The 21,578-nt window shown below is 46.6% G+C and carries 20 protein-coding genes; 16 read left to right on the plus strand and 4 right to left on the minus strand.

What is annotated here, in order from left to right:
* Nucleotides 1-11 precede the first annotated feature (11 nt).
* A complete protein-coding gene (locus ACN0TF_RS00650; RefSeq protein ID WP_034819901.1) occupies nt 12-1,037 on the minus strand; it encodes a Fe(3+) ABC transporter substrate-binding protein in 1,026 nt (341 codons plus the stop codon).
* Between the two features lie 174 nt (nt 1,038-1,211).
* Here ACN0TF_RS00650 and ACN0TF_RS00655 point away from each other — a divergent pair, with 174 nt between their 5' ends.
* From ACN0TF_RS00655 to ACN0TF_RS00670, 4 genes are read left to right on the plus strand one after another with little or no spacing between them, the layout of a single operon-like run.
* Entirely contained in the window at nt 1,212-3,041 is a 1,830-nt protein-coding gene (locus ACN0TF_RS00655; RefSeq protein WP_110012671.1) for a cation:proton antiporter, read from the plus strand.
* Nucleotides 3,004-4,269 (plus strand): PqiA/YebS family transporter subunit, encoded by a 1,266-nt coding sequence (locus tag ACN0TF_RS00660; RefSeq protein WP_417440351.1) that lies wholly within the window; start codon nt 3,004-3,006, stop codon nt 4,267-4,269. The genes ACN0TF_RS00655 and ACN0TF_RS00660 overlap by 38 nt, the downstream gene beginning before the upstream one ends.
* Nucleotides 4,266-5,906 carry an intermembrane transport protein PqiB gene (pqiB, locus tag ACN0TF_RS00665; RefSeq protein ID WP_417440352.1) on the plus strand — a complete coding sequence of 547 codons (1,641 nt, stop codon included), beginning with the start codon at nt 4,266-4,268 and terminating at the stop codon, nt 5,904-5,906. Before ACN0TF_RS00660 ends, pqiB begins: the two co-directional genes overlap by 4 nt.
* Nucleotides 5,899-6,453, plus strand: a complete 555-nt coding sequence (locus tag ACN0TF_RS00670) for a PqiC family protein (protein ID WP_417440353.1) — start codon at nt 5,899-5,901, stop codon at nt 6,451-6,453. Before pqiB ends, ACN0TF_RS00670 begins: the two co-directional genes overlap by 8 nt.
* Here the strand turns inward: ACN0TF_RS00670 and ACN0TF_RS00675 are convergent.
* A complete protein-coding gene (locus ACN0TF_RS00675) occupies nt 6,450-7,760 on the minus strand; it encodes a capsule assembly Wzi family protein (RefSeq protein WP_417440354.1) in 1,311 nt (436 codons plus the stop codon). The two genes, ACN0TF_RS00670 and ACN0TF_RS00675, sit on opposite strands and share 4 nt — an antisense overlap.
* 116 nt (nt 7,761-7,876) lie before the next feature.
* On the opposite strand from ACN0TF_RS00675, the gene ACN0TF_RS00680 reads away from it, so the two are divergent.
* The 12 genes from ACN0TF_RS00680 (at nt 7,877) to ACN0TF_RS00735 (ending at nt 19,480) form a co-directional block, all read left to right on the plus strand.
* Complete coding sequence (locus ACN0TF_RS00680; protein WP_417440355.1) at nt 7,877-8,353, plus strand: hypothetical protein; 477 nt, start codon at nt 7,877-7,879, stop codon at nt 8,351-8,353.
* Nucleotides 8,354-8,468: 115 nt separating this feature from the next.
* Entirely contained in the window at nt 8,469-8,789 is a 321-nt protein-coding gene (locus ACN0TF_RS00685) for a BolA family protein (RefSeq protein WP_034819916.1), read from the plus strand.
* 91 nt (nt 8,790-8,880) lie between these two features.
* Nucleotides 8,881-10,059, plus strand: coding sequence for an enoyl-ACP reductase FabV (gene fabV, locus ACN0TF_RS00690; protein WP_417440356.1), 1,179 nt, complete (start codon nt 8,881-8,883; stop codon nt 10,057-10,059).
* Between the two features lie 174 nt (nt 10,060-10,233).
* A complete protein-coding gene (locus ACN0TF_RS00695; protein WP_417440357.1) occupies nt 10,234-11,574 on the plus strand; it encodes a Na(+)-translocating NADH-quinone reductase subunit A in 1,341 nt (446 codons plus the stop codon).
* Between the two features lie 2 nt (nt 11,575-11,576).
* Entirely contained in the window at nt 11,577-12,779 is a 1,203-nt protein-coding gene (locus ACN0TF_RS00700; protein WP_417440358.1) for an NADH:ubiquinone reductase (Na(+)-transporting) subunit B, read from the plus strand.
* On the plus strand, nt 12,772-13,548 hold the full coding sequence (locus ACN0TF_RS00705; protein ID WP_417440359.1) for a Na(+)-translocating NADH-quinone reductase subunit C: 777 nt from the start codon (nt 12,772-12,774) through the stop codon (nt 13,546-13,548). Before ACN0TF_RS00700 ends, ACN0TF_RS00705 begins: the two co-directional genes overlap by 8 nt.
* Entirely contained in the window at nt 13,541-14,173 is a 633-nt protein-coding gene (locus ACN0TF_RS00710) for an NADH:ubiquinone reductase (Na(+)-transporting) subunit D (protein WP_011234298.1), read from the plus strand. Before ACN0TF_RS00705 ends, ACN0TF_RS00710 begins: the two co-directional genes overlap by 8 nt.
* A 5-nt stretch (nt 14,174-14,178) precedes the next feature.
* On the plus strand, nt 14,179-14,787 hold the full coding sequence (gene nqrE / locus ACN0TF_RS00715; RefSeq protein WP_126782735.1) for an NADH:ubiquinone reductase (Na(+)-transporting) subunit E: 609 nt from the start codon (nt 14,179-14,181) through the stop codon (nt 14,785-14,787).
* Nucleotides 14,788-14,823: 36 nt separating this feature from the next.
* Nucleotides 14,824-16,050 carry an NADH:ubiquinone reductase (Na(+)-transporting) subunit F gene (gene nqrF / locus ACN0TF_RS00720; protein ID WP_417440360.1) on the plus strand — a complete coding sequence of 409 codons (1,227 nt, stop codon included), beginning with the start codon at nt 14,824-14,826 and terminating at the stop codon, nt 16,048-16,050.
* A gap of 3 nt (nt 16,051-16,053) precedes the next feature.
* Nucleotides 16,054-17,082, plus strand: coding sequence for an FAD:protein FMN transferase (locus ACN0TF_RS00725; protein ID WP_417440361.1), 1,029 nt, complete (start codon nt 16,054-16,056; stop codon nt 17,080-17,082).
* Nucleotides 17,083-17,093: 11 nt separating this feature from the next.
* Nucleotides 17,094-17,306 (plus strand): (Na+)-NQR maturation NqrM, encoded by a 213-nt coding sequence (nqrM, locus tag ACN0TF_RS00730; protein WP_034819948.1) that lies wholly within the window; start codon nt 17,094-17,096, stop codon nt 17,304-17,306.
* A gap of 56 nt (nt 17,307-17,362) precedes the next feature.
* The gene (locus ACN0TF_RS00735) at nt 17,363-19,480 is read left to right on the plus strand and encodes an aminotransferase class V-fold PLP-dependent enzyme (protein ID WP_417440362.1); all 2,118 of its coding nucleotides are present in this window, start codon (nt 17,363-17,365) and stop codon (nt 19,478-19,480) included.
* A gap of 13 nt (nt 19,481-19,493) precedes the next feature.
* On the opposite strand, the gene ACN0TF_RS00740 is transcribed toward ACN0TF_RS00735, so the two are convergent.
* Nucleotides 19,494-20,564, minus strand: coding sequence for a WD40/YVTN/BNR-like repeat-containing protein (locus ACN0TF_RS00740; protein ID WP_417440363.1), 1,071 nt, complete (start codon nt 20,562-20,564; stop codon nt 19,494-19,496).
* Nucleotides 20,565-20,645: 81 nt separating this feature from the next.
* The gene (locus ACN0TF_RS00745) at nt 20,646-21,398 is read right to left on the minus strand and encodes a YciK family oxidoreductase (protein WP_417440364.1); all 753 of its coding nucleotides are present in this window, start codon (nt 21,396-21,398) and stop codon (nt 20,646-20,648) included.
* Between the last annotated feature and the right edge of the window lie 180 nt (nt 21,399-21,578).

Here is a 21,578-nt window from a genome sequence, read left to right on the forward strand (position 1 = left end):
CTGGTAGTAAATTAACGCCAGCCGGCACGGTTCATTAAACGCACAGCGTCGCCGTTATTCTCACCCAGAATATCCATTTCAATGTCATCCTGTTTAAAGTCACCCCACTGCTGGAGTGTTTCACTCCATTCGACGCCTTCGCGAACCGGGTATTCATAGTTGGCCTGAGCATACCATTTTTGTGATTCTTCAGAGACCAGGAACTCGATGAGCTTTTGAGCTTCGTCAACGTTTTTAGCGTGTTTGGTAATGCCTATGCCAGAGACGTTTACATGAGCGCCTTGTTTGTCCTGTGCTGGCCAGAATATTTTAACTTTTTCGGCCGCTGAACGCTCTTCTGCGTCGTCGGAGTTCAGCATATGACCAAAGTAATAGGTATTGGCAATAGCGATATCACAAACACCAAAAGCTACGCCTTTAATTTGGTCGCGGTCGCCACCAACGGGTTTGCGAGCAAAGTTTTCGACAAAGTCTTCTGCCCATTCTTCAGTTTTTTCTGCGCCGTGGTGTTCAATTAGCGCAGCAACTAACGACTGGTTATACAGATTATTGGAAGAGCGGATGCAGATACGGTCGTTCCATTTTTCATCTGCGAGGCTTAAATAAGAGTCCAGTTCGTCCGGGTTAACGCGCTCTGGCGAGTAAAAAATGGGGCGGGCGCGTAAACTTAATCCGAACCAAAGGTTGTCGGTAGAGCGAAAATGAGAAGGAACGGCTGAATTAATTTCGTCAGAGTTTACCGCCTGAAACGCGTCTGCTTCAACGGCGCGGTGAAGAGCACCTGCGTCAACGGTTAAAAATAGATCCGCCGGGGTGTTCTCGCCTTCGGAGTTCAATCGGGCCAGCAACGCGTCCGCTTTACCGGTTAATAAATTAACTTCGATGCCGGTTTCTTCAGTGAATTTTTCCAAAACGGGTTTGATCAGCGCTTCTTTTCGGGCTGAGTAAATATTAACTTCAGCGGCGGCGCTAGTGAAGGACACCAGTGTCGCAGAAGTCGCAGCAAGTATTGCCAGTAGTGAATGAAACTTACGCATTTCAGATGACTCCTTAACGAACTATTTTAAGAGAAACGCGACGATTATATCAAACAAAGCGAATAATGATAGCCATTCTCATTTAAAAAAATAGTCATCTAAATTCGCTATTTGAGGGTAGTCAGAGTGTTAGCTTCTGCTATTCTAAAACGACTTACTTTCAGCGGAGAAATTATGTCTGACTTATCGATGCTTGCCCTGATTGGCGTATTGTCCATTAGTTGTCAGTGGTTAGCGTGGCGTATTAAGTTGCCGGCAATACTGCCGTTATTAATTTGTGGCTTATTGCTAGGGCCTACTCTGGGGTTACTTGAACCCGACTCGCTATTTGAAGACTTGTTATTTCCTTTTGTCTCGTTAGCGGTAGCGGTTATTTTATTCGAAGGCAGCCTGACCCTTAAGTTTGAAGAAATTCGTGGTCATGGCCGTATGGTAACCAATCTGGTCAGCATAGGCATGCTGGTAACCTTTATTGTTATAGCGGTGCTAACGCACTTTATTATGGGCTATGGCTGGGAAATTTCAGCCTTGTTTGGCGCACTTGTTGTGGTAACGGGGCCTACCGTTATTCAGCCTATGATACGATCTATCCGGCCGATTAATAAGTTAGCAAATATTCTACGCTGGGAAGGCATTATTATTGATCCGCTGGGTGCTTTGCTCGCGGTATTGGTATACGAGTTTATTATTGCCAGTCAGGATGTCGCTTTCCTGCACGCGTTGCAGGCTTTCGCGACAACCATTGCTCTGGGTTTTGCTCTGGGCTGGGGCGCTGCTCGCCTGTTAGGTTTAGCTTTAGGTCGTGGCTGGTTCCCGCATTATTTACAAAACGTTGCTACCCTGACCATAGTGCTGGGAGTTTTCGCGTTATCCAACGCTATTCAACATGAATCCGGCTTATTAACCGTTACGGTTATGGGTATGGTTATGGCCAATACGCGTAACCTCAATATGGAAGAAATACTAGAGTTTAAGGAAACTCTCAGTGTGCTCCTTATTTCTGCGCTTTTCATTATTTTGGCAGCGCGGCTGGATTTTGCAGAGTTTGATGCGTTGGGAATGCCCGCAGTTATTCTAATTGCCATTATTTTGTTTGCGGTGCGCCCTCTGGCTGTTTGGTTGTCTGCGATAGGAACCGAGCTGAGGTTTAAAGATAAGGTCCTATTATCCTGGATAGCCCCCCGTGGTATTGTAGCGGCGGCAGTTTCTGCATTGTTCGCATTAAAAATGGAAGAGTCAGGCTGGACTGAAGCCGCGGCGGTTGTTCCGTTGGTTTTTCTAGTGATAATGACCACCGTTGTATTGCAGAGTTTAACTGCAAAACCGCTGGCCAGAATGCTTGGGCTGCTGGAACCTCAAGCCAAAGGGTTCTTAATTTTCGGTGCCAACCAAATGGCGCGGGCGGTTGCAAAAAGCATACAGGAAAGCGGCATTCCGGTTCGCCTGGCTGATACCAACTGGGAAAACATCAAGTTAGCGCGAATGGATAACTTACCTGTGTATTTTGGTAACCCGGCTTCTGAACACGCAGCTAATAATATTGATTTAACCGGCCTTGGACAGTTGTTGGTTATGTCGCCCTACAAACAGCTGAACCCCTTAGTGTCTATGTACTATCAGGATTGGTTTGGTTCCAGAAAAGTGCATGGTTTAAACGGTGGAGAGCAGGATTACCGAGCCAGCCATCAGTTGACCGAAAGTTACCGCAAGACATTAAACTTATTTGGCGACAGCGTAACCTATTCAAAGCTTGCAAGCCTGCATTTTAAAGGCGCTAAAATTAAGTCGACACCTATTACCGACAGTTTTAGTTTTGCAGACTACCAGCAGAAGTATGGAACTCGTGCGTTGCCGATGTTTGCGCTGGACGATGCCGAAAAACTCCATATTTTTACCACTGAAAGGGAATTGATACCACAGTCGGGTTGGACAGTAATAGCCATGATTTCAGCGGAGCCTGAAGAAAATGACGTCGAGCAGGATAACGCAGAGCGAAAAGAATGATGTTGTCGGCTGCCCTCAATGTGACTGGGTAAGCCGACTCGTCTCTCTTTCCGGGAATGAACGCGCTGAGTGCCCACGTTGCGGGTACGTTCTGGAGCATGGCAGGAGAACAGAGCATTTTACTTTGGTGGCAATAGCCACCTCGGCTCTGGTCATGCTTTTAGCCAGTCTATCGGTCGACTTTATTCGTTATTCTGCGGCCGGTGTTGAACAGTCAATGACCCTAATGGACACTGCCTGGCAGCTTTCTTATTTTCACGAAAAAGTATTGGCTGTGTTAGTTCTTTTAACAGTTATTCTCATTCCGTTAATTTATCTGTTAAGCCTGATTTGGGTATACAGTCACACTAAGAATGCAGCATGGAATACAGCACGAAACCGGGGCAGTTTGTATTTACTGCGCTTAACCGAGCACTTAAAGCCCTGGTTAATGACCGACGTTTTTCTGCTTGGCACTTTGGTGGCGTTGGTTAAGATCTCCAGCCTGGCAGATATTCGCTTACTGGAAGGCTTCTGGAGCTTTAGCGCCTTTGTTGTGCTGTTACTCTTTGTTTATGAGCGGGCGAAACATACACCCGTCTGGCGACACTTGATTAAAACGTCACAGTCGGCACCAGATGGTAAACCCGGAATGACAGCATTGGAGCAAGGCTTGCAAACTTGTCCTGTGTGTTATGCGTTGAACTCTCAGAACGCAAATATTTGTTACCAGTGTACAGAGCCGCAGAAAACGTCCTGGTGGCGTAAGCCGGGCACAACGGTCGCATTAATTATCGCCGGCGCTATTATGTTAGTTCCTGCGCATTGGTTGCCGGTTATGGAAACCGTCCGTTTTGGTAACGATCAACCGTCGACCATAATTGGCGGGGTAACGGAGTTATGGCAAAGTGGAGACAAACCAATAGCAGCTATTGTTTTTGTGGCCAGTCTGGTTATCCCCGTAGCAAAAGTACTGGTGCTGGTGACTTTGCTAATATTAGCGCGCTGGCAAACTCCGCAAACGGTTCGCCATCGCCTTATTTTATTTAAAATGACGGACTGGATAGGGCGCTGGTCAATGATCGATATTTTTGTTGTTGCGATACTGGTAGCTTTGGTTCGTAGTGGTTCCGTAATGTCGGTTTATCCAGGCAGTGCAGCGGTTTCATTTGCGGCAGCTGTGGTTCTTACTATGCTTGCAGCAATGAGTTTTGATACACGCTTATTCTGGCGAGAGGCAGATAAATGACAGATAGTTCAACCAGTAAGGCCCGCAAATTTACCGGTATATCGCCGGTCTGGATTGTACCGCTGCTTGCTCTTGCTGTGGCACTTTGGATGGTTTGGCAGGATACTCGCGGAACCGGCCCCACTATTACGGTGGCAGTAGGGGATGCCGAAGGTATTGAGGCCGGGAAAACTCAGGTGAAAGTTCGTAATGTAGACGTCGGACAGGTCACTGAAGTGCGTCTATCAGAAGGTTTCTCTTCGGCCGTTATTGAAGTAGCGATGAACGAAGGAACTGAGCGTATGCTAAACCCCGATACCCGCATCTGGGTAGTAAAACCCAGAATCGGGCGGCAAGGAATTAGCGGTCTGGGAACCTTGCTTTCAGGTGCGTATATTCGTTTGCAGCCGGGGGAATCTAAGGAACAGCAGTCGCATTTTAAAGCCCTGGAGCAGCCGCCCGTCACTTCTCAGGAAACTCCCGGGCGCCGGTTAAATTTAACCAGCGAGGGGCAGACCAGCGTGACGGTAGGTGACTCCGTGCAGTATCAAGGCTTTACTGTTGGTCAGGTGGAACAGTCGGAGTTTCTGGTTGATGAACGACAAACTCGATACCAAATTTTTGTGAAAGCTCCTTATGACGAGCTTATTACCGAGAATACGCGATTCTGGTTGCAGCGGGGCGTCTCTATTCAGTGGAATTCGCAAGGGCTGGATTTGGCTCTGGGCTCTATAGAATCTTTATTGGGAGCTAGTGTGACTTTTGGCGTTCCTGAAGGACAGCCACGGGGCGATAAGCTGGCCAGTGAACAGGAATTCGAGGTGTTTGAAAGTCTGGAAGAAGCAAAACAGCAAGGTTATATTCACGGTATTGACTATGTTGTTTTACTGGATGAATCAGTTGCTGGCCTTGAAAAAGGAGCGCCAGTTCAATTTAAAGGAGTGCGTGTTGGCACCGTCAGAGAAGTGCCGTTGCGTTGGTTCCCGGATAATGGCGATGAAGCTCCGCTAAAACGTATTCCCATTCTTATCCGGTTTGAACCCGAGCGCTTACGGGGGCTGGTGGCCGATACCGATATTGAAAGCTGGGAAAAACGGCTGCCGGAATTATTCAAGCAGGGCTTACGAGCGAATATCCGAGCTTCTAACTTATTAACTAATACCTTATTTGTCGATGTTCGTTTTTATCCTAACGCTGATGAGGAAGGCGTCGACGATAAATTTGCCGGATACCCGGTTATGCCGGCAATGGCCAGTGACTTCACCCGACTGGAAGAGAAATTGACGGCACTGATGGATAAATTCAATCAATTGCCGCTGGAGCAGGGACTGAACGACTTTTCGGCAGCAATGAGCTCCGTCGACAGCACGGCTAAAAAGCTGGATAGCGTGTCGGAAAGCCTCGCTGCTATTGTTGAACAACCGCAAATGAAGCAATTGCCTCAGTTATTGCAGCAAAATCTTATTCAGTTGAAGGAGCTTACCGGTAGCTTTAATGAAGGCTCCCCGACACGACAGCAGCTTAATCAGACATTAACTGAAATTGAGCAGCTTTCACGTGAGTTAAAACCGGTAATTGAGTTGTTACAGGAACAGCCGAACTCGCTTATTTTTAGCCCATCTATAGAGCCCGATCCGGAGCCAAAAGCTTATGAATAGCAGATATACTTTTCCAAAAACACTCAAGCCATTTGTTATAGGGGCAGCAATTGCTTTGGTTGCCGGGTGTTCCTCTAACTCTTATGAGGTAACGCAATATCGACTTCCTCATTTAAGTCAGTCTGCAGAAGCCTTGTGTCAGGCGAATAAGCGTCCTGTATTTGTCGGTGACTCGGCGGCAAAACCCGGGTTACAGTTACAGCAGGATGAAACCCGCTGGCACAGTGCAAGGCAGCATCGCTGGAGTACGCCTCTGGCGCATCAGCTTCAACGTAGTGTGCAGCGTCTACTGTTGGCTGATAATTGCGAAGGCAAGCTAACGGTTTGGGTTGATGATTTTTATGGAAGCAATGATTCCCGGGCGGTGGTTGCAGGCCATTGGGAGTATAAAAGTCAGGATAACCAGACGGTGCTGGAAGGAACCTTTACTGAAAGCATGCCATTAAAAAGCGACGGTTATCCTGCCTTAGTTAATGCGCTGGATGAGGCCTGGCTGAATGTAATGGACACCATCAGCCTGGGCGTTGGGCAGAAGCTGGCGCGTTAAAAGCGCCATTCTCCGCTCAACTGCACACCCACTTCGCCGTCGTAGTTGCTGCCGTCAAGGTATTGCAAAGAGAGGTTAACTAAACCGGAAAAGGCCGGTTCAGTGCGCCGTAGTAACGCTCGTGACAGGGTGTCATCGTCTTTTTCTTTACTATGACTGACCAGCGCCGTCCAAGCAGAGCCGTCGGCTGTAAACTGGCGATAGCTGGCAGATACGGTCTGACTCTCACGTGGAAAGGGCGAGCCTGGATTACGCTGGTGGTTCAGAAAGTACTGTTTTTGATTTTCGTCCAGTGAATAAAAGTCGTGCTCTTCTCCGCCATCCAACTGACTGTATTCAACGGTGAAACTATGACGGCGCTCTTTAGAGCCTGTCATCCATTGTGCGCCCAGGGTATATACTGGTTTGTCATCGGTTTCCAGTTTTCGGTCAATACCCAGCTCTGCGTAAGCTGAAAACTGATGAGCTCCCCAGTCGAAACCGGTTCTGGCATCAGCGGTTAACATCCGGTTGTCGGGACGGTTGTCGCCACTCTGCTCTATAGCGCTTATACCAAACCATAAATGCTGAAATAATTGACTGGAAAAACGAATGCCGCTAACCCGGTAATGATCGCTGTATCCGTCGTCCTGATAGGCACTGAATAAACTGATTTTGAATGGATTCATTCCGGCAGGTGGATAATCAGGAGCGTAATCGATTCGAATTTTGGGCATAGGGCGTGCATTGTTAGAAAACAGCAAACTGCTGTGCTCTGCCGGCCCCCAACGCAGTGGCAGTGAATCCAGACTGAAACTCCAGTCATTCAGGTTGTAAGCTAAGTAACTGCCATCCAGGGTCTTTTTGTGGTCGCCTTCAAAAGGGTCCTGACGATAATTCACCTGAATTCTGGCCGCCCAGTTAGTACCGTGCATACTGCGGCTTAGGCTAATTTTACCTTCTTCATAGGTGTCGTCGCCGTAATCCTGAACGACTTGTTCACTATCCGTTGCACCAATATACCATCGTGTTTTAGGCCCATTCTGAGCTTGTGACAATTGGTGACGCACATGGCGTAACGCTAATTGCTGGGTTGGGCTTAAGTTTTTCAATTCAAGCGCATCCAACTCAGGCAGCAAGCTTTTCCAGGTAACTGGAAATTGCTGAATAGGTGTTCTGATAAGCCCTGATTCAGCTAATACAATCAGACTGTTTCGCAATTCCGCGTCACCAGCTTCAATCCATACGGAGCTAAGCGCAGAAGGGGTAATGAGTAAGCTAAAACCACCAGCAATAAGGGTGTTACGAAAAAATGAAATGGATGACATGAAACTGATTTGAATCCCTATGACAAATTACACTCTATACTGCCAGAAATTTTAACACTAAGACAACGGTTTATCTGCGCTTTTCAGTTATAATATCAAGCCTTGGAGGTTTCCTTATGACTTTTAAAAATTTTTTGGTGGCAGGGCTATTTCTCGCAGTTCTTAGTGGCTGTGGTCAGGAAGGTACAATGGATTTGCGCAGTGCTGAAGTTAAAGCTCTGGACGAACAGTTACTGCCTAATGATAACTGGCAATTGAGCCGGGCAACGATTGAGCTCAGCTTTTGTCGTAACCGCACTAATGAGGCTTTGCTGGCATCGGAGGCAGAGCTCAGAGGTTGGCGCTTATCGGGAGAAAGTACCGCGTTTCCCCCATACAGAAGCGAGGGCTTAGATGCCTTGTCCAAGCTTCTTGATAAAACTGATGTTTTATTGTGGCAGGCAGAAGGGAATGTCAGCGCACAACGCTATCACGTGGTTAAACCGGCAACTGCCTCAAAAGGCGAAGTTGTGGATGCGGTCTTTCCTGCCGTGGTTAGCTTATCCTCGACTGAGGAAGTTTGTCATGCGGCAGTTGATGACTCCGAATATTGAACAAACTTTATTTGTTGAAAATTCGTAGAGTTAGCAGGTTTTTGTAAAAATTTTCTGCGATTCAGTATAAGTAATCTAAACTGAAGATTAGAGGCGAACGCAGAGGGGAGCAGTTATGTCTATCGGGCTAAATATTGAAAATAAGTTGCGGGAAGCGTTTACTCCCGTGCATTTGGAAGTAGCGGACGAAAGTCATATGCATTCGGGGGGCGCTAATGCTGAATCTCACTTTAAAGTGGTCTTAGTTACCCCGAAGTTCAGCGGTGAACGGCTCATTAACCGACACCGTGCGGTTAATAAAATTTTAGCGGATGAACTAATGAATCATATCCATGCATTGGCGCTACACACCTATACCCAAGGTGAGTGGGAGCAACTAGGAGAGTCCAGACGGTCACCAAACTGCCTGGGTGGGTCGAAAATAGCGGCAAATTAAGAAAAATTCTGCATGTCTGATGTGTTCCTGTCGTTTGATTGGTTACAATAGCCGAAATAATGCGAACAACGAACAACAGGGATACATCAATATGATCATTAAGCCAAAAATTCGCGGTTTTATCTGCACCAATTCTCACCCGGTGGGTTGCGCCGAAAACGTCAAACGTCAAATCGAATTTGTCCGTAATAAGCCTGCCATTACCAATGGCCCTAAGAATGTTCTCGTCATAGGTTGTTCCACAGGTTACGGACTTGCTTCAAGAATTACTGCTGCCTTTGGCAGTGAAGCCCATACTCTTGGCGTGTGTTTTGAAAAAGAGCCTACAGAAAAGAAAACAGCGACAGCTGGTTGGTATAATACTGCCGCTTTTCATCAAGAAGCGGACACAGCCGGTTTAGCTTTCCATTCAATTAATGGCGATGCATTTTCTGATGAAATTAAGCAGGAAAGTATTGACTACATTAAGCAAAACATGGGGGAAATTGACCTCGTTGTTTACAGTCTGGCATCACCTAAACGTAAAGACCCCGATAGCGGCGAAGTCTACAGCTCAGTGTTAAAGCCAATAGGCAAACAATACACAACCAAAACCTACAATACGGACAAAGATCAGGTACACGAAGTGACGCTTGATCCGGCTACCGATGAAGATATTGCCAATACGGTAAAAGTCATGGGCGGTGAAGATTGGGAGCGCTGGGTAAAAGCTCTGCACAATGCCGGCGTGCTGGCCGAAAACTGTCAAACCACAGCTTATACCTACATAGGTAAAAAACTGACATTGCCAATTTATGGTCATGCAACCATTGGTCGCGCAAAAGAAGATCTGGATCGAGCGGCATCAGAACTTGTTGCCGAATGCGATGATCTTAATTTGAAAGCTTACGTTTCTTCATTAAAGGCGTTGGTTACACAGGCAAGCTCAGCTATTCCTGTTATGCCGCTGTATATTTCATTAATTTATAAAGTGATGAAAGAAGAAGGCACGCACGAAGGTTGTATTGAGCAAATTTATCGCCTGTTTACTGAAGGTCTATATAGCAGTAACCCTGAACTGGACGACGCAGGTCGGCTTCACATGGACGGTTACGAAACCAATGATAAGACTCAAGCGAAAATAGAAGCACTCTGGGAGCAAGTAACTCAGGACAACTTCCATCAGCTTGCCGATTACGAAGGATATCATCAGGAGTTCCTGCACTTATTCGGTTTTGGCTTCGATAATGTCGATTATGACGCGGATATTGATCCAAAAGTAAACTGGTAAGCGTTGTGGGAAAAATGCTAAAATCCCAACGATAAGTGTGGAAAATGTTTCAGGTTGCCGATGACAAGCCCCCTGAAGGCGGTTGTTTGTGTCGGTAACTATTTGATTATTCAGGTTTCCAGCCCTGGTGGCTGGTTGTGATGAATCTTCCCTTAACGAGTAGTGCAAACGCATATGATTACGATCAAGAAAGGGCTGGACATCCCTATTAAAGGGGCGCCCCAGCAAGAGCTATCCGACGGTAAGGCTGTGACGACGGTCGCTACCCTAGGTGAAGAATACGTGGGTATGCGCCCAACCATGCACGTGAAAGAAGGTGACCAGGTTAAAAAAGGTCAGCTGATTTTCGAGGATAAGAAAAACCCTGGTGTCAAGTACACAGCCCCTGGTGCTGGTGTAGTAAAAGACATCCTGCGTGGTGAGCGCCGAGTGTTGCAGGCGGTTGTTATTGAGTTGAAAGGTGACGAGCAAGTTACTTTCGACAAATTTGACAGCGACAAACTCAATTCATTAGGTCGTGAAAAAGTTCAGGACATTTTGGTTGAGTCTGGTCAATGGACTGCGCTTCGTACCCGTCCTTACAGCAAAACTCCGGCATTAGATGCTGAAGCCAGCGCGATTTTTGTCAACGCGATGGATTCTAACCCGTTAGCTGGCGATCCAACTTTATTTATAAATGAACAGAAACAAGCTTTCATTGATGGTCTGAAGGTTCTTTCTAACCTGACCGAAGGCAAGTTGTTTGTTTGTAAAGCGGGTGACGCTGAAGTGGATACTGGCGACGCAGATATCACGCTGGAGTCGTTTTCCGGCCCTCATCCATCAGGTTTGGTTGGTACTCATATACACTTCCTTCAGCCTGCGAGCATCAAACGCCCGGTATGGCACATCGGATATCAGGACGTTATCGCTTACGGTAAGTTATTCACTACAGGTGAAATCTTTACTGACCGCGTTGTTGCTGTTGCTGGCGAAGCCGTTAAAGAGCCACGTTTGCTGCGCACACGCATAGGTGCAAATTTGCACGAGTTAACGGATGGTGAGCTAAACGGTGATAACCAACGTATTATCTCAGGGTCAGTCCTGCATGGTCACACTGCGGATAACGACCACGCCTGGTTAGGTCGTTTCCACAATCAGGTTAGCGTTATTCCGGAAGGCAATTATAAAGAGTTCCTGGGCTGGATACGCCCTGGCTCGGATTTGCACTCAGTTACACGCGCTTATGCCGGACACTTTAATCCGAAGAAGTTATTCAGCATGACAACGTCACTGAATGGTTCTTCACGTTCAATGGTTCCAATTGGCAACTACGAACGCGTAATGCCTTTGGACATTCTGCCAACATTACTGTTACGTGACTTGTTGTCAGGGGATACTGATGAAGGTCAGCAGTTGGGTTGTCTGGAACTGGACGAAGAAGACCTCGCATTGTGCACTTATGTTTGCCCCGGGAAGTACGAATATGGCCCGGTGCTGCGTGACTGTCTCACTAAGATTGAGAAAGAAGGCTAACCATGAGCTTGAAAGACACTCTCGAGCGTATTGAACCGCAATTTGAAGAAGGCGGTAAATACGAGAAGTGGTACGCGCTTTACGAAGCCGTAGCCACTATTTTGTACACACCAGGTACTGTGACTAAGTCGGCTACTCACGTTCGTGACCGTATCGACCTTAAGCGCATCATGATTCTGGTGTGGATGATGACTTTCCCGGCAATGTTCTGGGGTATGTATAACGTTGGTAACCAGGCTGCTTTGGCTTTGGCTGACGGCTATGCGCTTTCTGACGTCTGGCAGGTTGGGTTATTCCACTTGTTTGGCGGCGAGTTAGGCGCTAATGCCGGCTGGGGCGCGAAAATGTGGTATGGCGCGTGTTTCTACCTGCCTATTTACGCGGTTACCTTCTTTGTTGGTGGTTTCTGGGAAGTCCTGTTTGCGTCTATTCGTAAGCACGAAGTTAACGAAGGTTTCTTTGTTACCTCGGTTTTATTCTCCCTGATTTTACCGGCAACAACGCCACTATGGCAGGTTGCTTTAGGTATCACCTTCGGTGTCGTTATTGGTAAGGAAATTTTTGGTGGTACTGGCCGTAACTTCCTTAACCCGGCACTAACCGGCCGCGCATTCTTATACTTCGCTTATCCTGCCAGTATGTCAGGTGACTCCATCTGGACGGCCGTCGATGGCTTTTCTGGTGCGACAAACCTGGGTAAAGCAGCTCTGGGAGAAATGGATTACGGTAACACCCAGCTTTGGTGGGATGCTTTCCTTGGTAACATCCAGGGCTCAGTAGGCGAAGTCTCAACCTTACTTATTCTGATTGGCGGTTTAGCGTTAATTTATTTCCGTATTGCCTCCTGGCGTATTGTTCTGGGTGTCTTTGTTGGCATGGTTCTGTTCTCTGGACTACTGAACCTCGTTGGCAGTGAGACAAACCCAATGTTCGCTATGCCCTGGTACTGGCACTTAGTATTGGGTGGTTTTGCCTTTGCAATGATGTTTATGGCAACCGACCCAGTATCTGCGTCCTTTACCAATAAAGGGAAGTTTGCGTACGGCTTGTTAATTGGTTTTATGACGGTGATGATTCGTGTCATTAACCCGGCGTTCCCGGAAGGCATTATGTTGGCCATCTTATTTGCTAACGTATTTGCACCGTTATTTGACCACTTTGTAGCACAGGCAAATATCAAACGGAGGTTAGCGCGCAATGGCTAAGAAAAATGAAAGTTTAGGCAAGACCGTTGGTGTCGTGCTAGCGCTTTGCCTGGTTTGCTCAATTGTTGTTTCTGGTGCCGCTATTGGTTTGAAACCCATGCAGGAAAAGAATGCGGCACTTGATATGCAGAAGAACGTTTTGGATGCGGCAGGCATTCTGGAAGCCGATACCGACGTTGTTGAAACTTACAAGCAACGCATCGATACTATGGTTGTCAGCCTTGAAGATTTAACCGTTAAGGATGACATTGACCCGACATCTTTCAGCAACCGCAAAGCAGCGGGTGACCCTGAAACAAGTAAAAAACTTGAGAAAAAGAACGATCCTGCTGGTTTAGGTACCCGCGAAAATTTAACACAGATTTATCTTGTTAAAGATGAGAGCGGTGAGACAACAGGTCTTGTTCTTCATGTTCGTGGTCAGGGGCTATGGGGAACCATGTACGGCTTGCTGGCGTTAGAAGGCGACTTTGACACTGTTAAAGGCGTTAACTTCTACGAGCACTCTGAAACTCCGGGGCTGGGTGGTGAAATCACCAATCCGGCCTGGGTAAAAACTTGGCAAGGTAAAGAAGTTTACGGCGAGGACGGTAACGTCCAGTTTGAAGTGGTAAAAGGCGGCGCCAAAGGCGAGCACGAAGTTGATGCGCTTTCTGGTGCAACTTTGACCAGTAATGGTGTTGAATACCTAGTTCAATTCTGGATGGGCGAAAACGGTTACGGTCCATTACTCAAGAAACTTCGTGAGGGAGAGTTGAACAATGGCTAATGTAAAAGAAATGAAGTCCGTATTATTCGGACCGATATTCGCCAACAACCCCATCGCACTGCAGATTCTTGGTATCTGTTCTGCATTGGCTGTAACGTCGAAAATGAGCAACACCTTGGTTATGTGTATTGCACTAACTGCGGTTGTCGCGTGCTCTAACTTATTTATTTCGATTATCCGGAATCATATTCCGTCAAGCGTACGTATTATTGTCCAAATGACAATTATTGCGAGCTTGGTTATTGTCGTTGACCAGATACTAAAAGCTTACGCTTACTCAATTTCTAAAGAGTTGTCAGTGTTCGTTGGCTTAATCATTACTAACTGTATCGTTATGGGTCGCGCAGAAGCTTACGCTATGAAGAGCACTCCGTTTATGTCCTTCCTGGACGGATTGGGTAACGGTTTAGGTTACTCAGTGGTGCTGTTGGTTGTTGGCTTCATTCGTGAACTCTTTGGTTCTGGCAGCTTGTTTGATGTACAGATTTTACCTCTGGCATCACAAGGTGGTTGGTTCGAGCCGGTTGGCTTGTTGCTTATGCCACCAAGCGCCTTCTTCATCATTGGCGGGTTTATCTGGGTACTGCGTACCTTCCGCACTGAACAAGTTGAACCTAAGGAGTAATGGTCATGGAACAATATATCAACCTGTTCATCCGCGCGGTTTTCATTGAAAACCTGGCATTGTCCTTCTTCTTAGGTATGTGTACGTTTTTGGCCGTATCTAAGAAAGTAAAAACAGCATTTGGTCTGGGTGTTGCGGTTATCGTTGTATTGGGTATTTCGGTACCGGTTAACAACTTAATTTACCACAACATTCTGGCACCAGGTGCTCTGGAATGGGCGGGCTTCCCGGATGCAGATTTAAGCTTCTTGAAATTCCTGACCTTTATCGGTGTTATTGCGGCACTGGTACAGATTCTGGAGATGACGCTGGATAAATATGTGCCTGCATTGTACAACGCACTGGGTATTTTCCTGCCACTAATTACCGTTAACTGCGCTATTTTTGGTGGCGTAGCCTTCATGGTCGAGCGTGACTATAACTTCGGTGAGTCAGTCGTGTTCGGAATCGGTAGTGGTGTTGGCTGGGCTTTAGCTATTGTTGCTTTGGCCGCAGTGCGCGAAAAATTGAAATATGCAGATGTACCTGATGGCCTGCGTGGCTTAGGTATCACATTTATTTCAGTGGGTCTGATTGGTTTGGGCTTTATGTCGTTCTCCGGCGTATCCTTATAACCAGTGTGTTGAATCGGTAAAAAAAGGTACGAATCGATGCAAGAGATATATCTCGGTGTAGGGATGTTCACCATCATCGTACTGGTTTTGGTTGCGATTATTATGTTCGCAAAATCAAAGCTGGTACCTCAGGGTGATGTGGAAATCCTGATTAATGACGACGAAGACAAAAAAATCGTGACCCAGCCAGGTACTAAACTTCTGGGTGCGCTGGCTAATGCTGGTATTTTCGTCTCGTCAGCTTGTGGTGGCGGTGGTTCATGTGGCCAGTGTCGTGTAACTATCAAAGAAGGTGGTGGTGATATTCTGCCCACCGAACTTGACCACATTACGAAACGTGAAGCTCGTGAAGGCTGCCGTCTTTCGTGTCAGGTTAACGTTAAACAGGACATGAAAATTGAATTACCAGAAGAAGTTTTTGGTATTCGCAAGTGGGACTGTACTGTTAAGTCTAACGACAACGTAGCAACCTTTATTAAAGAGTTTGTGGTTCAATTGCCGGAAGGTGAAGAAGTGCCTTTCCGTGCTGGTGGTTTCATTCAGATTGAAGCTCCGCCGCATCACGTTAAATACAAAGATTTTGATATCGCGGAAGAGTACCATGCTGACTGGGATCGTTTCGGCTTCTTTGATGTTGAATCTAAAGTTGATGAAGAAGTAGAGCGTGCTTATTCAATGGCTAACTATCCGGAAGAAAAAGGCATTATTATGCTGAACGTCCGTATAGCAACGCCTCCACCTAACGACTTAAGCTTGCCTGCAGGCAAAATGTCATCGTACATTTTCAGTCTGAAGCCAGGCGATAAAGTCACAATTTCAGGTCCATTTGGTGAATTCTTTGCCAAAGATACTGAAGCAGAGATGGTATTCATTGGTGGTGGTGCCGGTATGGCGCCAATGAGATCCCACCTTTTCGATCAGATGCGTCGTATAAAAACGGATCGTAAAGTATCGTTCTGGTACGGTGCCCGCTCGAAAAAAGAAATGTTCTATGTTGAAGATTTCGACATGCTGGCCGAAGAGAATGAGAACTTCGACTGGCACGTGGCATTGTCTGATCCACAGCCTGAAGACAATTGGGAAGGTGATACTGGCTTTATTCACAACGTTCTTTATGAGCGTTATCTTAAAGACCACGACGCACCAGAAGATTGTGAGTACTATATGTGTGGACCACCGGTTATGAACGCGGCAGTTATCAACTTGTTGAAAGACTTAGGCGTTGAAGACGAAAATATCATGTTGGATGACTTTGGTGGTTAATTCATGATGCTATCGAAACTGTCGATTGCTAAAATTTGGCTAGCCCTTCTGGGGCTGGCCTTTTTAGTTTCTTGTTCTGACTCACCTGAGAAAATATCCTTTAGCGGTAAGACTATGGGAACCACCTATAGTGTCACTGTCTACTCGAAGGATCCCAGACACAGCAAAGAAGAGATTCAGAAGAAAGTCGATATTGTACTCGAGCGTGTTAATGCACAAATGTCGACTTATGATCCCGAGTCTGAACTTTCTCAGTTTAATCAGTTTAAAAGTACCGAACCTATGGTGATTAGCCGCGATCTTGAACGGGTAGTCACTCGCGGGCTTGAGATTGCTGAGGAAACGGAAGGTGCTCTGGATATAACCGTTGGTCCCCTGGTAAACCTTTGGGGCTTTGGTCCTCAGGCAAGACCAGAAAAAGAGCCATCGGAAGAAGAGCTGAATGCGGTTCGGGAAAAAACGGGTTATCAAAAATTACGTGTCGAAAATCATCAACTGATTAAAGATAACCCGGATATTTATGTCGACCTGTCCACTATAGCCAAAGGTTACGGTGTCGACAGAGTTGGTCATTTACTGGATCAATTGCGCATAAAACAGTATCTGGTGGAAATTGGCGGTGAGGTTATCGCAAAAGGCGGCAAGCCTGATGAAGCATTATGGCGGCTGGCTATAGAAAAACCGGTTTCAACGGAACGTGCAGTGCAACGTGTTGTCCAATTTAAAGACGGCGCTTTGGCGACAGCGGGTGATTATCGTAATTACTATGAAGAAGATGGTAAGCGATATTCCCATATTATTAACCCGGTAACCGGTGCTCCTGTGCAGCATAACTTAGTTTCGACTTCAGTTTATGCCGAGGACACAATGTCTGCCGACGCTTATGCAACTGCCTTATTTGTTATGGGAACGGAAAGAGCAAAGTCCTTCGCAAAAAAACACAATATGGCAGTTATGCTCATTTATAAAACCGAAGACGGTTTTGAAGAGTATATGAGTGATGCATTTAAGCCGTTGTTGGCCGAGCAGTAGTAGGAGTTCTAATGCAAACCTTTATAATGGTATTCGCCTTATTCATCATCGTTGTGCTGGCGATGGCCGTTGGCTATATTGTACAGCGCAAGACAATTTCCGGTAGCTGCGGTGGCATCGGCGCTTTGGGTATGGAAAAAGCTTGTGACTGTGATGAACCATGCGATAAGCGAAAAGATAGGATGAAAAAGGAACAAGCCTGGAAAGAAAACCAGATTCATTGACCCTTTTAGTCATAAAGGTTATAAACATATAACTTTTAGTTAATTTGGAGGGTGGCATGAAACCAGTAGATATTCAGACAAACGCAAACGAACTTTATCTGGACTGTAATGCTACCACTCCGGTACTTCCCGAAATTATCCAAGCTGTTTCTCACACTATGGAAACGGTTTTTGGTAACCCTTCAAGTAGCCATATTACTGGCTTAAAAGCTCGCTATATTCTGGATACCACACGCCAGTTAGCTCGCAAAATTGTCGGCTTGCCGTCAGGGCGGCTTATTTTTACCAGTGGTGCGACAGAGGGTATACAGACGGCTGTTGTTTCTGCAATTCACGCAGCTATGCAGGTTGCTCCCGATAAGCGAAAAAAATACCTGCTGTATGGTGCGACAGAACACAAAGCAGTGCCCCAAGCCTTGGCCCACTGGAACCAGTTACTTGGGCTGAAAGCTGAGCTTGTTGCCATTCCGGTTGATAAACAAGGCCTTTTGGATAGCCAGTTTATTGCTGAGCATGTACAAGATGCTGCCATGATATGCACTATGGCAGTTAACAATGAAACCGGTGTTATTCAGAACTTAAAACAACTGGAAGAAACGATACGTCAGCATAGCCCGGATGTACCCTGGATGGTCGATTGCGTTCAGGTATTAGGGAAAAAAGCTCTTAATTTAGATGAAACAACCATTGATTACGCACCGTTCAGTGGTCATAAGCTTTATGGACCCAAAGGCATTGGGTTTATGGCGGTTCGGGATTCTGCGCCTTATACTCCTCTAATTATTGGTGGGGGGCAGGAGTCAGGTTTGCGTTCCGGAACCGAAAACTTACCCGGAATAGCAGCATTAAATGCATTATTTGAATTGATGCTGGATGACAGTAACCGTCGCTTTCATAGTGAGGCTAAATTACAGGATTATCGATCTCAGTTGGTTGAAGCCCTGAGGTCAGCCTTCCCCTCTATTGTATTTAACCATGACTTTGAGCGCTCGGTTCCTACTACGCTGAACTTCTCCGTAGAAGGGGTTGCATCGCGCGATATTATGGATGTTTTTGACGCATGCCAGATAAGAGTGAGTTCAGGCTCTGCGTGCAGTTCTAAGGTAACAAAGAGCTTTGTTTTAGACGCCATGGGGCTGGAAGAGTGGCGCAGCGGTTCCGCTATTCGATTATCTTTTGGTCCGGCAACGCGACAAGAGGAAATAACTGAGGCTTGTCTACGTATAAAGCAAGCCGCTGACGCATTAAGAAGTTCCTGCCTGATTGTTGCGGATACGAATAACGATAACGACGCTCAGTTAGATGGTGTTGTGCAACTGAAGTACGATGATCATTGCTGTTACCTGGTGATAGATAAGCAAGCTAAAGAAATAGCCGTTATCGATCCTCATCCGGCTTTAGCTGGTAGAATTGAAAATATTGTTAGTTGCCAGCACTATCAAGTGAAAGCGGTGGTATCAACGTCGGCTGATTCAATGACCAGCCAGTCCATCGAGTTACTATTGCCAATACTCATGCCTGCGCAGTCTATAGGTGAATATGATGTGTTTGGCTGGCCGCAGTCTGCTGCTGATTCCTGTGACGCGGTTCCGGTTGAGTGCGAAGGCAGCGTCATTGGCTGTGTGAGTATTGGTGAACGGCGCTTATTTCGAGTCGGTAGTCGTAATCCGGTCTATGTATTAAGTGAATCAGCTGCACTGAAAAGCCGGGTGGGTTCAGACTTTTTATTTACGGGGTCTGAGGCAGCACCTGGCGCTTATGAGTGCTTTATAGGCGAGAGTACGCTTATTTGCCCGGGGCAAGACTCAGAGCACCATATTGTTTACACGCCTTGTGAATTAAACGGTGACTGTCGTGTGGATGATGGGGTTAATATTCCGGTTGGAGATACTGACGAATTCTGGCATCGCGATGATTTATTAATTGTTGATGTGCGGGAGCGGCAGGAGCACGTATTGTCCGATATTCCCTGCAATGCAGCGGTGGTTAATGTACCACTGACCGAAGTCATTCAATTTATACACAGTAATTCACACTTGCGTGAACGCGATATTATTTGTCTGTGCCGCTCAGGCAACAGAAGCCAGGTTGTAGCTAATGTGCTTAAGCGACACGGGTTTAATAGCCGTCACTTATTAGGCGGGCTGGCTTTATTGAGTTCTCCAGCCGCTTAATATTCGTTAACCGTTAGAGTTTCGGGCGCTGTTGCGGCGCCTGCCATTGCAAACGACCGACATAACCGTCTTTACCAACCAGCCAGCAGCTGATATCCCCATGACACTGAATATTCCAAATATTGGCATCAGAGAGCTTAAACCACTCATTACTCTGTAGGTTTAATGCTGCCGCGCCTTGAGGGTTAGAAGTCAGTAGCCAGGAACCATTGTGGTCGACCAGGCTTAAGCTATAAAGAGCACCTTTAATTGGTGGTCCGGGCAAAGCATTAAATTCGTCGTTTTGATAATGCCACAAGCGATTTTCGTCACCAGAAGCATCATTTAAGTCACCACCGGCAATATAAAAGGTTTTGTCGTCAATAGGCCACACACTGGTAATGCCCGCCATAGGGCCTGCTTCCATTGGTGTTTCTACCACACGAAAACGTATACCAAACGAGCCTTTAATTAATACTCGGGCTTTGTCAGCATTGCCTGTTGCTATCATCCAGTTGTCGTTATTGAAACGGGCACAGCTGCCACTTGAGGCGAAACCACCTTCGTTAGACTGAGGTGGCTCGGCAACCGCGCTGCGAACTTGCATCCAGTTACGGCCATCGGCACTGCGTACCATCCGCCATTCATCTCCAACACTGTCGCCATGCACCCAGGCTTCACCGCTAGGAGAGAGTGCCATACAGTTGAAGAAGCTGTCTGACTCACCGCGATAACGCAGACGCCAGCTGCTACCACCATTTTCAGTGTAGTAAATACGTGACTGACCACCGGTACCAACGCTTAACGCATAGGCTCGGCGGTCATCAATAGCTTCAATATCGCGAAAATCGAGGTCGCCAGGTCCGGGCTGAAAATATTCCCAGCTTTTTCCTGAATCGGTAGTTCTGGCTACAGTTCCTTTCTCACCCGAGAGCCAGATAGTATCGCGACTAACCGGACTTACTCCCACCCATTGTTGCTGGCGGACGTTATCAAAAATTTCGATTTCCGGGGGCTCAGCAACTGCTGAAAAACTAAACATTGCGCTGAAAGGCAAAGCGAGCCTGAGTATATTAACGGCTCGCTGCTGTAGCTTCGATGTCATAGACGTAACCTAATTAATTATGCATGTTACTGAGTGTAACACGTTTCCTTTTTACCGATACGTCAGTTCGAAGCTGCTGGTTTACTGGGCGTCGAAACACAAACCATTATCTGAAATGCTGTCATCACTCATCAGGTATAAATAAGTTGGCATCAGATCTTTTGGTGCTTTAAGCGACTTCGCGTCTTCTGCCGGATACGCTTTCGCACGCATTGATGTGCGGGTTGCGCCGGGGTTAATGACGTTGGTGCGTAATTTGGTATCTTCATACTCGTCGGCGATAACCTGAGCCATACCTTCGGTAGCAAATTTACTGACAGAATAAGCTCCCCAAAATGCCCGGCCTTTTCTTCCTACGCCGGAAGATGTGAAAACTAAGGAAGCATTCGGAGACTTTTCCATTACCGGAATCAGTGCCTGAGTCATCGCAAACTGACCCGTTACGTTAACCTGCATAATGTCGTCCCAGCTGTCTTTTTCAATGTGAGTAAAAGGGGACAGAATGCCAAGTAGCCCAGCGTTATGCAGCACGCCGTCTAGTTTACCGAACTGATCGGCAATGGTGGCTGCCATATCACGATAATGATTTTCTGTTGCGCCTTTTAAATCGAGCGGAATAATTGCTGGTTGAGGGCTTTCCTGAGCGATAATTTCATCGTAAACCGATTCCAACTTGCTAACAGTACGCCCCAGTAAAATAACTGTGGCACCATGTTCAGCGTAGCTCAGCGCGGCTTGACGACCAATTCCGTCGCCTGCACCAGTAACTAAAATAACCTTATTTTTCAATAATTCAGGGCTAGCCTGATAATCATGTACGGTTTTAATTTCCATAACAGTTTCTTAATACCATTGGACTGTGGTCGGGTGAGTGGGCTATTGTAACGATATTCGAGTAACTTCTCAGCAAACGAACGAAAAATCGGTAAAAAGCCTTTCATCTTATTTGATACAGGTGTATAAAAATCGTTAAGAGAAGACGTAAAATAACAAATCATAAAAAGAATTGAGGAT

It is taken from the genome of Idiomarina sp. (assembly GCF_048265525.1).
GTDB lineage: Bacteria > Pseudomonadota > Gammaproteobacteria > Enterobacterales > Alteromonadaceae > Idiomarina.

What these genes read in the sequence shown, in the direction of transcription:
- ACN0TF_RS00675 (WP_417440354.1), bottom strand. Translation starts at nt 7,760, where the DNA reads ATGTCATCCATTTCATTTTTTCGTAACACCCTTATTGCTGGTGGTTTT.
- ACN0TF_RS00740 (WP_417440363.1), bottom strand. Translation starts at nt 20,564, where the DNA reads ATGACATCGAAGCTACAGCAGCGAGCCGTTAATATACTCAGGCTCGCT.
- ACN0TF_RS00725 (WP_417440361.1), top strand. Translation starts at nt 16,054, where the DNA reads ATGATGCTATCGAAACTGTCGATTGCTAAAATTTGGCTAGCCCTTCTG.
- nqrM (WP_034819948.1), top strand. Translation starts at nt 17,094, where the DNA reads ATGCAAACCTTTATAATGGTATTCGCCTTATTCATCATCGTTGTGCTG.
- ACN0TF_RS00660 (WP_417440351.1), top strand. Translation starts at nt 3,004, where the DNA reads ATGACGTCGAGCAGGATAACGCAGAGCGAAAAGAATGATGTTGTCGGC.
- ACN0TF_RS00705 (WP_417440359.1), top strand. Translation starts at nt 12,772, where the DNA reads ATGGCTAAGAAAAATGAAAGTTTAGGCAAGACCGTTGGTGTCGTGCTA.
- ACN0TF_RS00735 (WP_417440362.1), top strand. Translation starts at nt 17,363, where the DNA reads ATGAAACCAGTAGATATTCAGACAAACGCAAACGAACTTTATCTGGAC.
- ACN0TF_RS00650 (WP_034819901.1), bottom strand. Translation starts at nt 1,037, where the DNA reads ATGCGTAAGTTTCATTCACTACTGGCAATACTTGCTGCGACTTCTGCG.
- ACN0TF_RS00695 (WP_417440357.1), top strand. Translation starts at nt 10,234, where the DNA reads ATGATTACGATCAAGAAAGGGCTGGACATCCCTATTAAAGGGGCGCCC.
- ACN0TF_RS00685 (WP_034819916.1), top strand. Translation starts at nt 8,469, where the DNA reads ATGTCTATCGGGCTAAATATTGAAAATAAGTTGCGGGAAGCGTTTACT.
- nqrF (WP_417440360.1), top strand. Translation starts at nt 14,824, where the DNA reads ATGCAAGAGATATATCTCGGTGTAGGGATGTTCACCATCATCGTACTG.
- ACN0TF_RS00700 (WP_417440358.1), top strand. Translation starts at nt 11,577, where the DNA reads ATGAGCTTGAAAGACACTCTCGAGCGTATTGAACCGCAATTTGAAGAA.
- ACN0TF_RS00745 (WP_417440364.1), bottom strand. Translation starts at nt 21,398, where the DNA reads ATGGAAATTAAAACCGTACATGATTATCAGGCTAGCCCTGAATTATTG.
- fabV (WP_417440356.1), top strand. Translation starts at nt 8,881, where the DNA reads ATGATCATTAAGCCAAAAATTCGCGGTTTTATCTGCACCAATTCTCAC.
- pqiB (WP_417440352.1), top strand. Translation starts at nt 4,266, where the DNA reads ATGACAGATAGTTCAACCAGTAAGGCCCGCAAATTTACCGGTATATCG.
- ACN0TF_RS00655 (WP_110012671.1), top strand. Translation starts at nt 1,212, where the DNA reads ATGTCTGACTTATCGATGCTTGCCCTGATTGGCGTATTGTCCATTAGT.
- nqrE (WP_126782735.1), top strand. Translation starts at nt 14,179, where the DNA reads ATGGAACAATATATCAACCTGTTCATCCGCGCGGTTTTCATTGAAAAC.
- ACN0TF_RS00670 (WP_417440353.1), top strand. Translation starts at nt 5,899, where the DNA reads ATGAATAGCAGATATACTTTTCCAAAAACACTCAAGCCATTTGTTATA.
- ACN0TF_RS00680 (WP_417440355.1), top strand. Translation starts at nt 7,877, where the DNA reads ATGACTTTTAAAAATTTTTTGGTGGCAGGGCTATTTCTCGCAGTTCTT.
- ACN0TF_RS00710 (WP_011234298.1), top strand. Translation starts at nt 13,541, where the DNA reads ATGGCTAATGTAAAAGAAATGAAGTCCGTATTATTCGGACCGATATTC.